A 14,137-nucleotide genomic window follows, 5' to 3' on the forward strand; every position below is an offset into this window, starting at 1 on the left:
TCAGGAGCGGTCGGCCACCCGCAGGGAGCAACCCATGGTGGTAAAAATCGACAAATCCATCGTCGGCTACCAGGTGGTCGACGAGGTCGAGGCGCTGCAGCGTGCGGCGGCTGCCGAAACGCCGGTGCAGCTGGACGAGCCCCTGCCGCGCCCGGAGAGCCTGCTCGGCGTCACCTACAAGATCAAGTCGCCGCTGTTCGAGCATGCGCTCTACGTCACCATCAACGACATCCTGCTCAACGCCGGCACCCCCCAGGAGCAGCGTCGACCGTTCGAGATTTTCATCAACTCAAGGGGTATGGAGCATTTCCAGTGGATAGTCGCGCTGACGCGGATCATGTCGGCGGTGCTGCGCAAGGGCGGTGACTGCACCTTCCTGGTCGAGGAATTGAAGGCGGTGTTCGATCCGCACGGCGGCTACCTCAAGCGCGGTGGCGTCTACATGCCGTCGCTGGTGGCCGAGATCGGCGCGGTGCTGGAGCGTCACCTGATCGCCATCGGTTTGCTCAAGGGTCACGAACTGGATGAAAGACAGCGCCGGCTGCTGGCAGAGAAGTGGGCGGTCTACCAGGCCAGCCAGGACGCCAGCGCGGTGGAGCCGGGCGAGGGTTTCCCGCCCGGCGCGCAGCTGTGCAGCACGTGCCAGACCCAGGCGCTGGTGCAGCTGGAGGGCTGCGCCACCTGCCTCAACTGTGGATATTCCAGATGCGGCTGAGGCGCCTGCCGTAGGGTGCGCCATGCGCACCAATCGGGGTCTGCCGCCAGGTGTGCCGGGAAGAGCGTCTGAGGCTGGCCGCCGCGCGCCCACCAAGAGCGCGGGCATGAGACACCATGGTGCGCGCGGCGCAGCCTGTGGGTCGTTACAGGGCGAACGGCAGCGCCACCTCGACCTGCTGGCGATGCAGCAGGCGATGCTGGAACTCGCCCGGATCGTGGATCAGCACCTCCTGCCCGGCGAAGGAGTCGACGGCGATCAGGCGCGACAGCCAGAAGCGCACGCAGGCAATGCGCAGCATGGCCGGCCATAGCTCGGCTTCCGCCGGGGTAAAGGGGCGCAGTGCAGCATAAGCGCCGAGCAATGCCTGGGCACGGTGCGCATCGACACGGCCATCGGCGTCCGAACACCAGTCATTCAGGGCGATTGCCAGGTCATAGAGCATCGGCCCAGAGCAGGCGTTGTAAAAGTCGATCACGCCGGCCAAATGATTGCCATCGAACAGCACGTTGTCGCGGAACAGGTCGGCGTGCAGGTTGGCCCGTGGCAAGGCGAGGATGCGCGGCTTGAGCACATGGATTTCCGCCAGCGCATCGCGCAGCAGCGGCAATTGCGCCTCCGGCAGTTTCAGCGCCAGGCTCGGCCCCTCTTCGAGCATCCAGTCCAGGCCGCGATCACTGCGCCGCTCCAGCACATGCCCACGGGTGGCCAGGTGAATGTGCGCCAGCAGCTGGCCGACTTCCTGGCAATGGTGCGGGTTGGCCAGGCTGACGTGCTTGCCCGGCAGACGCGGCTGCAACAGCGCCGGCTTCTCCGCGAGGCTGCGTAATGCTTCGCCATCGGCGGTGCGCAGGGCATAAGGCACCGGCAAGCCGGCCTCATGCAAGACATCGAGCAGTTCGATAAAGAACGGCAGATCGCTGCTGGGGCCGCGCTCGATCAGGGTCAGGACGAACTCGCCCTGCTCCAGACTGACGAAGAAGTTGCTGTTCTCGCTGCCTGCGGCTATGCCTTGGAAATCGCGCAGGCGACCCAAGCCATAAGGCGCGAGAAAGACTTCCAGTTCGTGACGCTCTAGGGGGGTGAATACCGACATATCAGAACCGCCGACTTACCATTTGAAAATTTCCCAGGATGGAATCAGCATGTCCGGAGAGTCCGAACGGACGAAGTTGCCGTCACTGCCGTCGGCGCGCACCAGAAAGTAGGGCTTGCCGGTCTTGGGGGTTATTTTGATTGCGTAGAGAAAGCCATTGACCCGGTACTCCTGGATAGTCCGGTCACCTTCCTGGCGGATCGTGACATCCGGCTCGGCAGACGGTGCATCATCGGCAAAAGCCGCGAGCGAAGTGACCGTCAGCAAGCTGGCCAGCAACAAGCGATTGAGTGCGCGCATGGTAACCTTGTCCCTTTGTTTTCAATGGTGCGGCCATTCTAACGCCGCCCCCGCCGAAAAGGTTGATCCTGCTCATGAGCCAAGCCCCTCTCGTCCTGGTCGACGGTTCCTCGTACCTGTACCGCGCCTTCCATGCCCTGCCGCCGATGACCACCTCCAAGGGCTTGCCCACCGGAGCAGTGAAGGGCGTGCTGAACATGCTCAAGAGCCTGCGCAAGCAGTATCCCGATAGCCCCTTTGCGGTGGTCTTTGACGCCAAGGGTGGCACCTTTCGCGATGCGCTGTTTGCCGAGTACAAAGCCAATCGGCCGTCGATGCCCGATGATCTGCGCGTACAGGTCGAACCTTTGCACGCCAGCGTCAAAGCGCTGGGTTATCCGCTGCTCTGCGTCGACAACGTCGAAGCCGATGATGTGATCGGTACCCTGGCCCGCCAATGTGCTGGCGAACGCCGCGACGTAGTGATCTCCACTGGCGACAAGGACATGGCGCAACTGGTGTGCCCGCACGTTACGCTGGTCAACACCATGACCGGTAGCGTGTACGACATCGATGGCGTGAAAGAGAAATTTGGTGTCGGTCCTGAGCTGATCATCGACTACCTGGCGTTGATGGGCGACAAGGTCGACAACATTCCAGGGGTGCCTGGGGTCGGCGAGAAAACCGCGCTGGGCCTGCTGGTTGGTATCGGTGGCGGCCTCGACGTGATCTACGCCAACCTCGACAAGGTGGCCGGACTGCCGATCCGTGGGGCCAAGACCCTGGCGGCCAAGCTCACCGAGCACCGTGACATGGCGTACCTGTCCTACGAGCTGGCGACCATCAAGCTGGATGTACCCTTGAACCTGGAAATCGACGCGCTGCATCCCGGTGCCGCCGATGTGCCCGCCTTGATCGCCCTGTACGAAGAGCTGGAATTCAAGGGCTGGCGCGACCAGTTGTTGCGCCAGAATCCAGGCCAGGAGCAGCCCGCCAAGGTTGCCAAGACGGCCAGCGTCGCCCCGCCTGCCGCCGACCTGTTTACCCTGACCGCCAGCGCTGCGCCGCAAGCAGAGCCGGCCATTATCGTCCAGCCCCCCGCACCGGCGGGCTATCTGACGATCCTTGAGCAGGCACAGTTCGACCATTGGCTGGAGAAGCTAGCAGGCGCCGAACTTATCGCCTTCGACAGCGAAACCACTGGCCTCGACGCCCAGAAGGCGCAGCTGGTGGGCTTGTCGTTTGCGGTCACGCCTGGCGAAGCGGCCTATATTCCGCTGGCCCACTCTTATATGGGCGTGCCGGTGCAGCTCGATCGCGACCAGGTGCTGGCGGCGCTCAAGCCGATTCTCGAAGACCCGCACAAGGCCAAGGTTGGCCAGCACGCCAAGTACGACATCAATATCCTCGCCAATGCCTCGACGCCGATCCTGGTGCAAGGCGTGGCCTTCGACACCATGCTCGAATCCTATGTGCTCGACTCCACGGCGACCCGCCATGACATGGACAGCCTGGCGTTGAAATACCTCGATCACAGCACCATCCGCTTCGAGGACATCGCCGGCAAAGGCGCCAAGCAGCTGACCTTCGACCAGATCGCCCTGGAGCTGGCCGGCCCATACGCCGCAGAAGACGCCGACGTGACCCTGCGCCTGCACCAGTGCCTATGGGCCAAGCTGGAAGCAGAGCCAAGCCTGGCCAAGGTCTTGCGTGAAATCGAGATGCCGCTGGTGCCTGTACTGGCGCGGATCGAGCGCCAGGGTGCGCTGGTCGACGCCAAGCTGCTTGGCCTGCACAGCGTCGAGTTGGGCGACAAGCTGGTGGCGCTGGAACGCCAGGCCTTCGAGATCGCCGGGGAGGAGTTCAACCTGTCATCGCCCAAGCAGCTCGGGGTGATCCTCTACGAGAAACTCGGCCTGCCGATTATCAGCAAGACCGCCAAGGGCCAGGCCTCCACCGCCGAAGCGGTGCTCGCCGAGCTGGCCGAGCAGGACTTCGAGCTGCCCAAGGTACTGATGCAGTACCGCAGCCTGAGCAAACTCAAGAGCACCTACACCGACCGCCTGCCGGAGCAGATCAACCCGCGCACCGGACGTATCCACACCAGCTACCACCAGGCGGTAACTGCCACTGGGCGCTTGTCTTCCAGCGATCCGAACCTGCAGAACATTCCGATCCGCACCGCCGAAGGCCGACGTATTCGCCAGGCCTTCGTCGCCCCCGCGGGCTACCAACTGCTGGCGGCGGACTACTCACAGATAGAGTTGCGCATCATGGCTCATCTGGCCCAGGACGAAGGCCTGCTGGATGCTTTCCGGCATGGCCGCGACGTGCACAAGGCCACGGCTGCCGAAGTGTTCGGCGTGCCACTGGAGGACGTGAGCGGTGATCAGCGGCGCAGTGCCAAGGCGATCAACTTCGGCCTGATTTACGGCATGAGCGCCTTCGGCCTGGCCAAGCAGATCGGCTGCGACCGCAAGCAGGCGCAGGCCTATATCGACGTTTACTTTGCCCGTTATCCGGGAGTTCTTGCCTATATGGAGCGCACCCGCGAGCAGGCTGCCGAGCAAGGTTATGTCGAAACCCTGTTCGGCCGCCGGCTGTACCTGCCGGAGATTCGTTCGAGCAACCAGGGCCTGCGCAAAGGCGCCGAGCGCACGGCGATCAACGCCCCCATGCAAGGCACCGCCGCGGACATCATCAAGCGCGCGATGATCGCAGTAGACAACTGGCTGAGCGAATCGGGGCTGGATGCCAAGGTCATTCTGCAGGTGCACGATGAACTGGTGCTGGAGGTCCGCGAAGACCTGATCGAGCAGGTGCGTGAGCAGATCAAGCAGCTGATGAGCGGCGCGGCCGAGCTGGATGTACCGCTGCTGGTGGAAGTGGGCGTGGGCGACAACTGGGACGAGGCGCACTGAACATGAGGGTGTTCGGCCTGCATAAAGCCACCGATGAAAGCGGCTAGCGCTTGGCTTACTGACCTTTTAAACCTATCAGGCATTAAGCGCAGAGGCTTTATGACCAATAGATTCTAAGCGCCGGCTGAACTTTGCGTTTACACCGGTAGTCAGAACTTGTGAATGGCCCAGAAAGCTCTTCAATGCTCCTTGTTGTGTTAAGTGTTGGCAGATATCTGAACCCCGCCCTAGCGGTTCAGAACCTTGAGCCCCGAGTCTCTCTCTCCCCATATGAGGCTCGGGGTTTTTTTATGGCCGCCATCCCTGGCCGCCATCCCGCAGGCCGTCGCTGCGCGACGTTAAAAATTTCTCTTGAGGATTTTTTGTCCGCTACCCCGAGTCAGGCTTCGGCTTCCTCATCGTCTGGCAGTGCAAACTCACCCAATTGCAGCCACTCGGCCAGCACCGCCTGGGCATCTTCGATACCCATCCGCTTGGGCGCCGAGAACAGCTGGATACTCACCCGGTCGCCCCAACGCTTGTGAATATCCTGCTGCACCTTGAGTAAAGTGGTCTTGGCCGCGCCGAAGGCCAGTTTGTCGGCCTTGGTCAGCAGGATGTGCATGGGCATCTCGCTGAGCACCGACCAATCCAGCATCAGGATGTCGAATTCGGTCAGCGGCTTGCGGATATCCATCATCAGCATTAGCCCGCGCAGGCTCTCGCGGCTGCCCAGATAGGCTTCCAGGTGCTTCTGCCAGTGCAGTTTCAGTGGGATCGGTACTTTTGCGTAACCGTAACCGGGCAGATCCACCAGGCGACGCTCATCATCCAGGCGGAAGAAGTTGAGCAGCTGGGTGCGCCCCGGGGTTTTCGAGGTGCGCGCAAGGCTGGCATGGGTCAGGGTATTCAGCGCGCTGGACTTGCCAGCGTTGGAGCGACCTGCAAACGCGACTTCATGGCCCAGATCGTCCGGACATTGGTCGACTTTGGCGGCACTGATTTGAAAGGTGGCTTGTTGGCACAGGCCGATAATGGGGTTCTTAGCTTGCATCAGGGTATCCGGTGAGGGCGGGCATAATGGAAATTACAGGTGCGCAGCCCTTGCGACATTTGCGCACATCCTGCCGGGCGCCGTGCAGCGCGGCAAGCTGCATCGTTTCCGTTTCAGTGATGCCAGTATATAATGCCGTAGAATTTGTGTGCGCTTTGTCCCACTCGCAGGATAAGTGTTCATGGGAACGATTGAAATCTCTGCCCTTAGAAGCAGCATGTTTCCCTCCCCGACGAGGTCGATCTGATGAAAAAAATGCTGCTTGTAGCTGGTGTGCTGATGGTGTCGTTCAATAGCCATGCAGCCCAAGACCCAGAGGCTGTCTACGCTCGTGCCTGTGCAGCGTGCCATAACGGACAGCTGCCGATGTCGCCGCAAAAAGGTGACAAGGTTGCATGGGAGCCACGCTTGGCCAAAGGCATGGATGTGCTGGTGCAAAACGTTACCAACGGTTTAAATGCCATGCCACCTCGTGGTTTGTGCATGGACTGCACTGCCGAGGACTACCAAGCCGTCATACAGTGGATGTCCGAGTAAATCCGGCCCACAACTCTTTCTCTTAGCCGTAGTTGGATTAGTTGATGAACAAAATACTCGTGAGTCTACTGTTGACCTTGGGCATCACCGGTTTGGCCCAGGCCGCTGGTGATGCCGCCGCAGGTCAGGGCAAGGTTGTGGTGTGTGGCGCCTGTCACAATGCCGATGGCAACAGTGCTATACCGAACTTCCCGAAACTGGCCGGTCAGGGTGAGCGTTATATGCTCAAGCAATTGAATGACATCAAGTCGGGCGCGCGCCCCATCGTCGAAATGACCGGCCTGCTGGACAATCTCAGCGACCAGGATCTGGCCGACATCTCCGCGTACTATGCCAGCCAGAAAATGAGCGTGGGCGCAGCCGATCCGAAACTGGTCGAGCGCGGTGAAGCACTGTTTCGTGGCGGCAAACTGCAGGAAGGCATGCCTGCCTGCATCGGTTGCCATTCGCCTGATGGCGCAGGCCTCGCCGCAGCGGGCTTCCCGAAAATCGGCGGCCAGCATGCCGCTTATGTGGCCAAGCAGCTGACCGATTTCCGTGAAGGCAATCGGACCAACGATGGCGACAGCATGATCATGCGCGGCATCGCTGCCAAGCTGAGCAACAAGGATATCGAGGCGGTGTCCAGCTTCATCCAGGGCCTGCACTGAGCCTTGCCGCGGGCGATGTAAGAACCTGCAAAGAAAAGGGTGGCCGTGGCCACCCTTTTTCGTTTGTCAGGCCGCTACAATGGCCGGAACCTGACCCGCAGCACAGAGTCTGAGTAGCGACTCGTCGCTGTGCGACGCTTAACATCCAAACAATGGAGTACCCCATGCGTAAACTGATCCTTGGTGCCGCCTTGGCTATCAGCAGCCTGTTCGCGCTGGCTGTTCAGGCTGAACCCGAAGCAGGCAAGCACTATGTCGAGCTCGCAAGCCCTGTGCCGGTCGCAAAACCAGGGCAAATCGAGGTTGTCGAGTTGTTCTGGTATGGCTGCGGGCATTGCTACCAGTTCGAATCGGCCATCAATCCGTGGGTAGAGCAGTTACCGGAAGACGTAAATTTCGTGCGTATCCCGGCATTGTTTGGCGGTTTGTGGAATGTCCAGGGCCAAGGGTTCATCGCCCTGGAAGCGCTGAAAGTGGAGCCTGCTGTGCATGCCGCTGTATTCGATGCGATTCACAAACAAGGCAAAAAACTGGCAACGGCCGGAGAAATGGCTGAGTTCCTCGCCACCCAGGGTGTCGACAAGGATGCCTTTCTCAAAGCCTACAATTCATTCGGCGTGAAGAGCCAGATGGAAAAGGCCAAGAAACTGGCCATGGCCTACCAGATCAATGGGGTGCCGGTGATGATCGTCAACGGCAAGTACCGTTTTGACATCGGCAGCTCAGGTGGCCAGGCGCAGGCCCTGCAAGTCGCCGACTTCCTGATCGACAAAGAGCGCGCCGCGCAGTAGGCGGCCGCCACGAGCGTCGAGCATGCTGCGACGTTGGTCGAGCAAACGCCTGGTTGGCCTGTGTGATCCACAGGTCAACCCGCAGTGCGCCGTTGCCGGCGATTGGCCCTGCGGCGGGCGTCTGCGCCTGCTCAGTTTCAATATCCAGGTCGGCATCAACACCCAGCGCTACCATCACTACCTGACGCGCAGCTGGCAGCACCTGCTGCCCCATCAGGGGCGGGCCGGCAATCTGCAACGCATCGGTGATCTGCTCGCCGATTACGACCTCGTCGCGCTGCAGGAGGCCGATGGCGGCAGTCTGCGCTCCGGCTATATCAACCAGGTCGAACACCTCGCCCACCTTGGTGCCTTTCCTTACTGGTACCAGCAACTCAATCGTAATCTTGGCCATCTTGCTCAACACAGCAATGGCGTGCTCAGCCGGCTGCGTCCGAGCCTGCTGGAGGATCACCCGCTACCTGGCCCACGCGGCCGCGGGGCGATGCTGCTGCGTATTGGCGATGGCGAGGATGCCATTGTGGTGGTGATGATGCACCTGGCTCTTGGCGCGCGTACCCGTACCCTCCAACTGGCATATATCCGCGACCTGATTGGCGGCTACCGACATCAGATCCTGATGGGCGACATGAACACCCATGCCAGCGACCTGCTGCTAAGCTCACCACTGCGTGACCTCGGTTTGGTTGCACCGCAGATCGAAGCGACTTTTCCAAGCTGGCGGCCACAACGCTGTCTTGACCATATCCTGCTCAGCCCCGACCTGCTGCTGGAGCGCTTCGAGGTGCTCGCCCTGCCAATCTCCGACCACCTGCCAGTGGCTGTGGAGATTCGCTTGCCCCAGGCACTGGGTGGCCCGCAGCCACCCATGCCCAACCTTCCCGTGCGCGGAACCCCACAATGAGCAACGATGCCCAACGCTGGAAAGACAAGTATCTGGCTGGCCTTGAGCAGCAGGAGGCCCTTGAGCAGCGCTGGGATGCCCGGGTCGACCTGCTGCGCCGTGGCCTGGTGCGCAGCAGCCTGGCCGCCGAAGGCGCCGATAAAGCGGTCGACCAGTGCATGCAGGAGCTGCGCGAAATCCTGCGCCGCGACGATATGGATGCCGGTCTTTCGGCACTGATCCCGCGGCTGGAAAAGGCTGCTCTTGACTCCGAGCAGCGTCGCGAGCAGCGGGGCGAGCAAGCGTCCTCGGCACTGACGGCACTGGTAAGCCAGTTGCTCAAGCTGGATCTACCGGGCGACGTGCGCAAACCGCTGAAAAACTATGCCAAGCAACTCGATAGCCGTGCCGAGCAGGTGCGTGAGTTGCCGCGGTTGCTGGCAGAGTTGAGTGTCCTGCAACAGCATGCCCTGGCAGTGCTGGGCAACAAGCAGAGCGAGCGTCCAGGCTTGCTCCAGCGCCTGTTCAACGGCCGGCCCGCAGAGACTGGCACTCTGCCGACCGAGCCTTTGCCTTTGCCTTTGCCTTTGCCTTTGCCTTTGCCTTTGCCTTTGCCTAAAGAGCATGCGCAGCAGCAAACAATAGTGCCACTCGCCGCAGCGTCATTACCGGAGCCCGCGGTGGCTGACGCCATCCCGTGCGCGGCTGCAGCTACAGCCACTGCGGCGGCGAGCATGCTCGACAGCCTGCCGCTACCTGACGGTCTATTACCGCAGGCGCTACCGCCAGCAGGGCCGGGCCCTGAGGAAGAGCCGACCAGACCTGCCGAAGCGGACCCCGAGTACGCCCTGCCAGCGCCGCCAGAACCCGGTTACAGCGCAATCGCCAAGCATGTCGAAACAACCCTGCTCGGCCTGCTGGAGGAGCTGGTCTTGCCGGAACGCCACCAGGCTCAGGCCGACCTCTTGCGCGAGCGCATCATGGCCGGGCTGAACATGTATGAGCTGGTGCCGGTGCTCGACGACCTGGCCGTGTTGATGCTGGCCGTCGCCGATATCGGGCAACGCGAGTTCGAGGGTTACCTCAAGCAGCTCAATGAGCGCCTGGCAACCTTCCAGGGCGGCCTGCAGGACGCCCAAGATGGCTACGCCGACTCGGTCAGTGCCGCGCGGGAACTGGATAGCGAACTGCGCCAGCAGGTCGACGGCCTGCACAGCAGCGTGCAACACGCAACCGACCTGCCAAGCCTCAAGGGCCTCGTGGAGAACCGCCTGAATGGCTTGCTGGGCACCATGGAGCAATATCAGCGTCAGCGTGACGACCGCGAGCAACTGGTGGCTGGGCGCATGCAAACCCTGGTCGAGCGGGTGGCTAACATGGAGCAGGAGGCCAAGGGCTTCCGCCAGCACATGGAGGAACAACGGCAAAAAGCCTTGCTCGATCCGCTCACCGCACTGCCCAATCGCGCGGCCTGGAACGAACGCCTGGAGCTGGAGATGGCGCGCTGGCAGCGTTACGGTGGCGACCTGTTGTTGGCGGTGGTCGACATCGACCACTTCAAGCGGATCAACGACGAATATGGCCACCTGGCTGGCGACAAGGTACTGAAAATTATCGCCAGCGAACTGCACAAGCGCCTGCGCAAGACTGACTTCATCGCCCGCTTCGGCGGTGAGGAGTTCGCCGTGCTGATTCCCGCAACCCCAATGGCCGGCGGCTTGCAGCTGCTGGAAACTCTGCGTAGCGGCATCGCAGAGTGTCCGTTCCACTTCAGGGGTGAGCGGGTGACGATTACCCTGTCAGCCGGGATCAGTGCATTTGCCAGCACTGAGCGTAGCGAGCAGGTCTTCGAGCGGGCTGATCAGGCGCTGTACCGGGCCAAGCGCGGCGGGCGCAACTGCGTTGAGGCGGGCTGAGCGCGGGACATTCGCCACCCCGAGCAGGAGCGCCCGCCCAGCCTTCGACGCAGCGCTGCCGCGCAACAAACTGTGTAGGAGGGCGTTCCCCGCAAACCCAGACGTCGGGCTTCAGGCCGCCTTGGGCAGATAGGGCCGCCAGTTTTCGGGAATATTCTCCAGGCGCGGGTAACTAAGGGCGTCCAGTTGCAACTGCGAGAGCAGGAACGGGGTATGCCGTAAATGCTGCGGCAGATGGCGCAGTTCCGGCAGCCAGAGACTGACGAAGGTAGCGTCCGGATCATACTGGCGAGCCTGGCGCAGGGCATTGAATGCACGCTTGTGCCGTGGGTCGCAGCCGACGCCGGCCAGGTAGGCCCAATTTCCCCAGTTACTCGCGGGGTCGTAGTCGATCAAGTGCTCCTCGAACCAGGCGGCGCCGTATCGCCAGTCCTGCTCCAAGTCGTTGATCAGGTAACTGGCGACTACTTGACGGCCACGGTTGGACATAAAGCCGGTGGCCGCCAATTCACGCATATTGGCGTCCACCAGCGGCATGCCGGTACGACCATGGCACCAGCGCTCGAAGTCTTGATCGACCCGCTGCGAGGCATGCTCCGTGGCTTTCAAGCCGCCCGCCTTGAACAGTGCGCTGCCGTGGCGAACCAGGGTCCAGCGAAAGAAGTCGCGCCAGAGCAACTCCAGCCATAACCAATACGTTGAATCGTTGCCCCCGTATTGCGCTTCATAACGCCGCAACTCGGCCATCACCCGCCGTGCCGAGAGGCTGCCGCTGGCCAGCCAGGGCGAGAATTTCGACGAGTACTCACTGCCTACCATGCCGTTGCGCGTCTCTTTGTAATGGCGCACACCCTGACTACTCCACAGGTAATCGCGCAAGCGCGCCTGCGCTGCGGTTTCGCCACCAGAAAAAGGGAAGGCGCTGGCTGGCACACTGAGCGGCTCGCCAAGACCCAAGCGTGACAGGCTAGGCAATGGCTGCAGCAACGCTTGCGCTCCGTCCGGCAGCGACGGCAACCGGTCAGGCGCGGGGCGGGGCTGGAACACATGGAGGCGCTCCTCAACCATGTTCTTGAACTGGGTAAATACCTGCGGCAGCTGTTCGAGCGAGCAGGGCAGCTCCTCGACGTTCAGCAGGTTATTGCCAGGCACTTGCTGCAACACCACACCCGCAAGCTGGTCTTGTACGCGGGCCAATTGCGCACGCTCGTCGGGGGCGATTTCTTCCAGGGTCAGTACCCGATCCAGGCCGAACTGAGTGACCAGCCGCGGGATAACCTGCTCTGGGGCGCCCGATACCACCAGCAAATGCGAACCACGCTGGCGTAGCGCGCCATCCAGCGCCATCAAGCTCTCCAGAAGAAAGCGGGCACGGTGCACGCCTAGCCGACGGGTGCCGAAAGCGCAGGTTTGCAGCTGCGTCGGATCGAAGACGAACACTGGCAACAGGCACTGCGCACTCAGTGCGGCCTGAAGTGCCGGGTGATCGTCGAGGCGCAAATCCTGTTTGAACCACAGCAGCGCACGCATGAACAGTTCCTTAAACGGCAGCCTGGCAAAATAACCGGGCGGCTGGGTGATGGTAGCGAGGCCTATGTACAACTGCCGCCCATTCGCCTCACGACGGCGTTTTGCCGACAGACTGGCGCCTTCTACAACAGTAGACTGTAGCGATAGGTGAAGGAGTGCTGCATGGATATTTTCGGGATAGCGGTATTGATTTTCCTGGTTACCGACCCGTTCGGCAATATTGCCATTTTTATCGCCGCTTTGAAGAACGTCGCGCCCAAGCGCCGCCTGTGGGTCGCGGGGCGCGAGTTGCTGTGTGCACTGGCCTTGCTGCTGCTGTTCCTTACCTTTGGTGACAAAGTACTCAGCGCCCTTGGCCTGTCGCGCGAGGCAACCGCGATTGCCGGCGGTATCATCCTCTTCGTGATTGCCATGCGCCTGATCTTTCCCGGCCCGCAGGGCGTGCTCGGCGATGTGCCGGATGGTGAGCCGATGCTGGTGCCGCTGGCCACACCTGCAGTAGCCGGACCTTCGGCACTGGCGGTGCTGATGACCTTGCGCAATACCCATGAAGGCCCGCTTTGGGAACTTTACCTGGCGGTCATCCTGGCGTGGGCGGCGACCGCCTTTATCCTGCTGCAGGCCTCACTCCTGCAGCGTTTCCTCGGCCCTCGCGGGCTGACCGCAGTGGAGCGACTGATGGGCATGCTATTGATCATGCTCAGTGTCGACATGCTGTTGGATAACCTGCAAAGCGTATTACATATCCGCCCATGAAAATTCTTGGCCTTGCCCTGCTCCTCACCCTGCTTGCCGGCTGCACCAGCGGCCCGCGGATCGACGACCGTTACACCGCGACCGGCCAGAATAGCCGGGTGCAATACATCATTTTGCACTACACCTCGACCGACTTGCCGCACTCCCTGCGCCTGCTGACCGAGGAAGACGTCAGCAGCCACTACCTGATCGGTGATGCGCCGCCGACCATCTACCGCCTGGTCGATGAAAACCGTCGCGCCTGGCATGCGGGCGTCAGTCAGTGGCAGGGCCGCACCTGGCTCAACGGCACCTCAATCGGCATTGAGCTGGTCAATCAGGGCTATTCCGACGGACCCGACGGGCGCCATTGGCACCCCTATGCCCCGGCGCAGATCGAGGCGCTGGTCGAACTGCTCAAGGACATCGTGCAGCGTCACCAGTTGCCCCTCGGCAGCATCATTGCCCACAGCGACGTGGCACCGCAGCGCAAGGTCGATCCGGGCCCGCTGTTCCCCTGGAAGCGCCTGGCTGACGCCGGCCTGCTGGCCTGGCCAGATGCCCAGGCCGTTGCACAGCAGCAAGCCCTGTTCAGCCAGAGCCTGCCCACGGTAGCCTGGTTTCAGCAGCAGTTGGCGCTGCAAGGCTACCTGCAGCCAGAGCATGGCGAGCTCGATGAGGCCACGCGCAATGTCCTGGCCGCCTTCCAGATGAAATACCGCCCCGCTCGCTACGATGGCCAGCCGGATGCCGAAACGGCAGCGCTGCTGCTGGTACTCAACAGCAAACCCTGAGTCGCTGCGCTGGAGACCCGCACCCTGCTGCAATGCTGTTCACTTAAGCGGCCATCTCTGGGCGCCTGTCGTAGCCATGCACCCACCCGTAGCCCGGATGCAATCCGGGAGCGATTATCAAGCGCCAGACTTCCCCCGGATTTCATCCGTATATGGACTCCCCCCGTTTTGCCAGTGATACGCTCTTCAAACGAACCTAGGTACGACTGCTTCCGTATATCCGGCTTCTAATTAAGGCATTAGGTGCCTTGAGCCAT

Annotated in this window: 13 protein-coding genes; 9 read left to right on the forward strand and 4 right to left on the reverse strand. The window is 61.7% G+C overall.

What is annotated here, in order from left to right:
* Positions 1–34 precede the first annotated feature (34 nt).
* Positions 35–715, forward strand: coding sequence for an NrdJb (locus Q8K09_RS03715; protein ID WP_305253680.1), 681 nt, complete (start codon positions 35–37; stop codon positions 713–715).
* Between the two features lie 145 nt (positions 716–860).
* Here Q8K09_RS03715 and Q8K09_RS03720 read toward each other — a convergent pair whose 3' ends face one another.
* On the reverse strand, positions 861–1,811 hold the full coding sequence (locus Q8K09_RS03720; protein WP_305253681.1) for a homoserine kinase: 951 nt from the start codon (positions 1,809–1,811) through the stop codon (positions 861–863).
* A gap of 15 nt (positions 1,812–1,826) precedes the next feature.
* Positions 1,827–2,111: a DUF2782 domain-containing protein gene (locus tag Q8K09_RS03725; RefSeq protein WP_305253682.1), complete on the reverse strand. Its 285-nt coding sequence runs from the start codon at positions 2,109–2,111 to the stop codon at positions 1,827–1,829.
* A gap of 74 nt (positions 2,112–2,185) precedes the next feature.
* Here Q8K09_RS03725 and polA point away from each other — a divergent pair, with 74 nt between their 5' ends.
* Entirely contained in the window at positions 2,186–5,011 is a 2,826-nt protein-coding gene (gene polA / locus Q8K09_RS03730) for a DNA polymerase I (protein WP_305253683.1), read from the forward strand.
* 379 nt (positions 5,012–5,390) lie between these two features.
* On the opposite strand, the gene yihA is transcribed toward polA, so the two are convergent.
* On the reverse strand, positions 5,391–6,044 hold the full coding sequence (gene yihA, locus Q8K09_RS03735) for a ribosome biogenesis GTP-binding protein YihA/YsxC (protein ID WP_305253684.1): 654 nt from the start codon (positions 6,042–6,044) through the stop codon (positions 5,391–5,393).
* A gap of 246 nt (positions 6,045–6,290) precedes the next feature.
* Between yihA and Q8K09_RS03740 the strand changes: the two genes are divergently transcribed.
* The 5 genes from Q8K09_RS03740 (at position 6,291) to Q8K09_RS03760 (ending at position 10,821) form a co-directional block, all read left to right on the forward strand.
* Positions 6,291–6,581, forward strand: a complete 291-nt coding sequence (locus Q8K09_RS03740) for a cytochrome c5 family protein (protein WP_305253685.1) — start codon at positions 6,291–6,293, stop codon at positions 6,579–6,581.
* A gap of 44 nt (positions 6,582–6,625) precedes the next feature.
* Complete coding sequence (locus Q8K09_RS03745) at positions 6,626–7,231, forward strand: cytochrome c (protein WP_305253686.1); 606 nt, start codon at positions 6,626–6,628, stop codon at positions 7,229–7,231.
* A gap of 164 nt (positions 7,232–7,395) precedes the next feature.
* Positions 7,396–8,022: a thiol:disulfide interchange protein DsbA/DsbL gene (locus Q8K09_RS03750; protein ID WP_305253687.1), complete on the forward strand. Its 627-nt coding sequence runs from the start codon at positions 7,396–7,398 to the stop codon at positions 8,020–8,022.
* Positions 8,023–8,044: 22 nt separating this feature from the next.
* Positions 8,045–8,926, forward strand: coding sequence for an endonuclease/exonuclease/phosphatase family protein (locus Q8K09_RS03755; protein ID WP_305253688.1), 882 nt, complete (start codon positions 8,045–8,047; stop codon positions 8,924–8,926).
* Complete coding sequence (locus Q8K09_RS03760) at positions 8,923–10,821, forward strand: GGDEF domain-containing protein (protein WP_305253689.1); 1,899 nt, start codon at positions 8,923–8,925, stop codon at positions 10,819–10,821. The genes Q8K09_RS03755 and Q8K09_RS03760 overlap by 4 nt, the downstream gene beginning before the upstream one ends.
* 111 nt (positions 10,822–10,932) lie before the next feature.
* On the opposite strand, the gene Q8K09_RS03765 is transcribed toward Q8K09_RS03760, so the two are convergent.
* Entirely contained in the window at positions 10,933–12,351 is a 1,419-nt protein-coding gene (locus Q8K09_RS03765) for a DASH family cryptochrome (RefSeq protein WP_305253690.1), read from the reverse strand.
* Between the two features lie 162 nt (positions 12,352–12,513).
* Between Q8K09_RS03765 and Q8K09_RS03770 the strand changes: the two genes are divergently transcribed.
* Positions 12,514–13,107: a MarC family protein gene (locus Q8K09_RS03770; protein ID WP_305253691.1), complete on the forward strand. Its 594-nt coding sequence runs from the start codon at positions 12,514–12,516 to the stop codon at positions 13,105–13,107.
* A complete protein-coding gene (locus tag Q8K09_RS03775) occupies positions 13,104–13,880 on the forward strand; it encodes an N-acetylmuramoyl-L-alanine amidase (RefSeq protein ID WP_305253692.1) in 777 nt (258 codons plus the stop codon). The genes Q8K09_RS03770 and Q8K09_RS03775 overlap by 4 nt, the downstream gene beginning before the upstream one ends.
* Positions 13,881–14,137 lie beyond the last annotated feature (257 nt).

It is taken from the genome of Pseudomonas sp., assembly GCF_030683065.1.
Lineage (GTDB): Bacteria > Pseudomonadota > Gammaproteobacteria > Pseudomonadales > Pseudomonadaceae > Aquipseudomonas.

Coding starts and splice junctions, on each gene's coding strand:
- Q8K09_RS03715 (WP_305253680.1), top strand. CDS start 35: ATGGTGGTAAAAATCGACAAATCCATCGTCGGCTACCAGGTGGTCGAC.
- Q8K09_RS03720 (WP_305253681.1), bottom strand. CDS start 1,811: ATGTCGGTATTCACCCCCCTAGAGCGTCACGAACTGGAAGTCTTTCTC.
- Q8K09_RS03725 (WP_305253682.1), bottom strand. CDS start 2,111: ATGCGCGCACTCAATCGCTTGTTGCTGGCCAGCTTGCTGACGGTCACT.
- polA (WP_305253683.1), top strand. CDS start 2,186: ATGAGCCAAGCCCCTCTCGTCCTGGTCGACGGTTCCTCGTACCTGTAC.
- yihA (WP_305253684.1), bottom strand. CDS start 6,044: ATGCAAGCTAAGAACCCCATTATCGGCCTGTGCCAACAAGCCACCTTT.
- Q8K09_RS03740 (WP_305253685.1), top strand. CDS start 6,291: ATGAAAAAAATGCTGCTTGTAGCTGGTGTGCTGATGGTGTCGTTCAAT.
- Q8K09_RS03745 (WP_305253686.1), top strand. CDS start 6,626: ATGAACAAAATACTCGTGAGTCTACTGTTGACCTTGGGCATCACCGGT.
- Q8K09_RS03750 (WP_305253687.1), top strand. CDS start 7,396: ATGCGTAAACTGATCCTTGGTGCCGCCTTGGCTATCAGCAGCCTGTTC.
- Q8K09_RS03755 (WP_305253688.1), top strand. CDS start 8,045: ATGCTGCGACGTTGGTCGAGCAAACGCCTGGTTGGCCTGTGTGATCCA.
- Q8K09_RS03760 (WP_305253689.1), top strand. CDS start 8,923: ATGAGCAACGATGCCCAACGCTGGAAAGACAAGTATCTGGCTGGCCTT.
- Q8K09_RS03765 (WP_305253690.1), bottom strand. CDS start 12,351: ATGCGTGCGCTGCTGTGGTTCAAACAGGATTTGCGCCTCGACGATCAC.
- Q8K09_RS03770 (WP_305253691.1), top strand. CDS start 12,514: ATGGATATTTTCGGGATAGCGGTATTGATTTTCCTGGTTACCGACCCG.
- Q8K09_RS03775 (WP_305253692.1), top strand. CDS start 13,104: ATGAAAATTCTTGGCCTTGCCCTGCTCCTCACCCTGCTTGCCGGCTGC.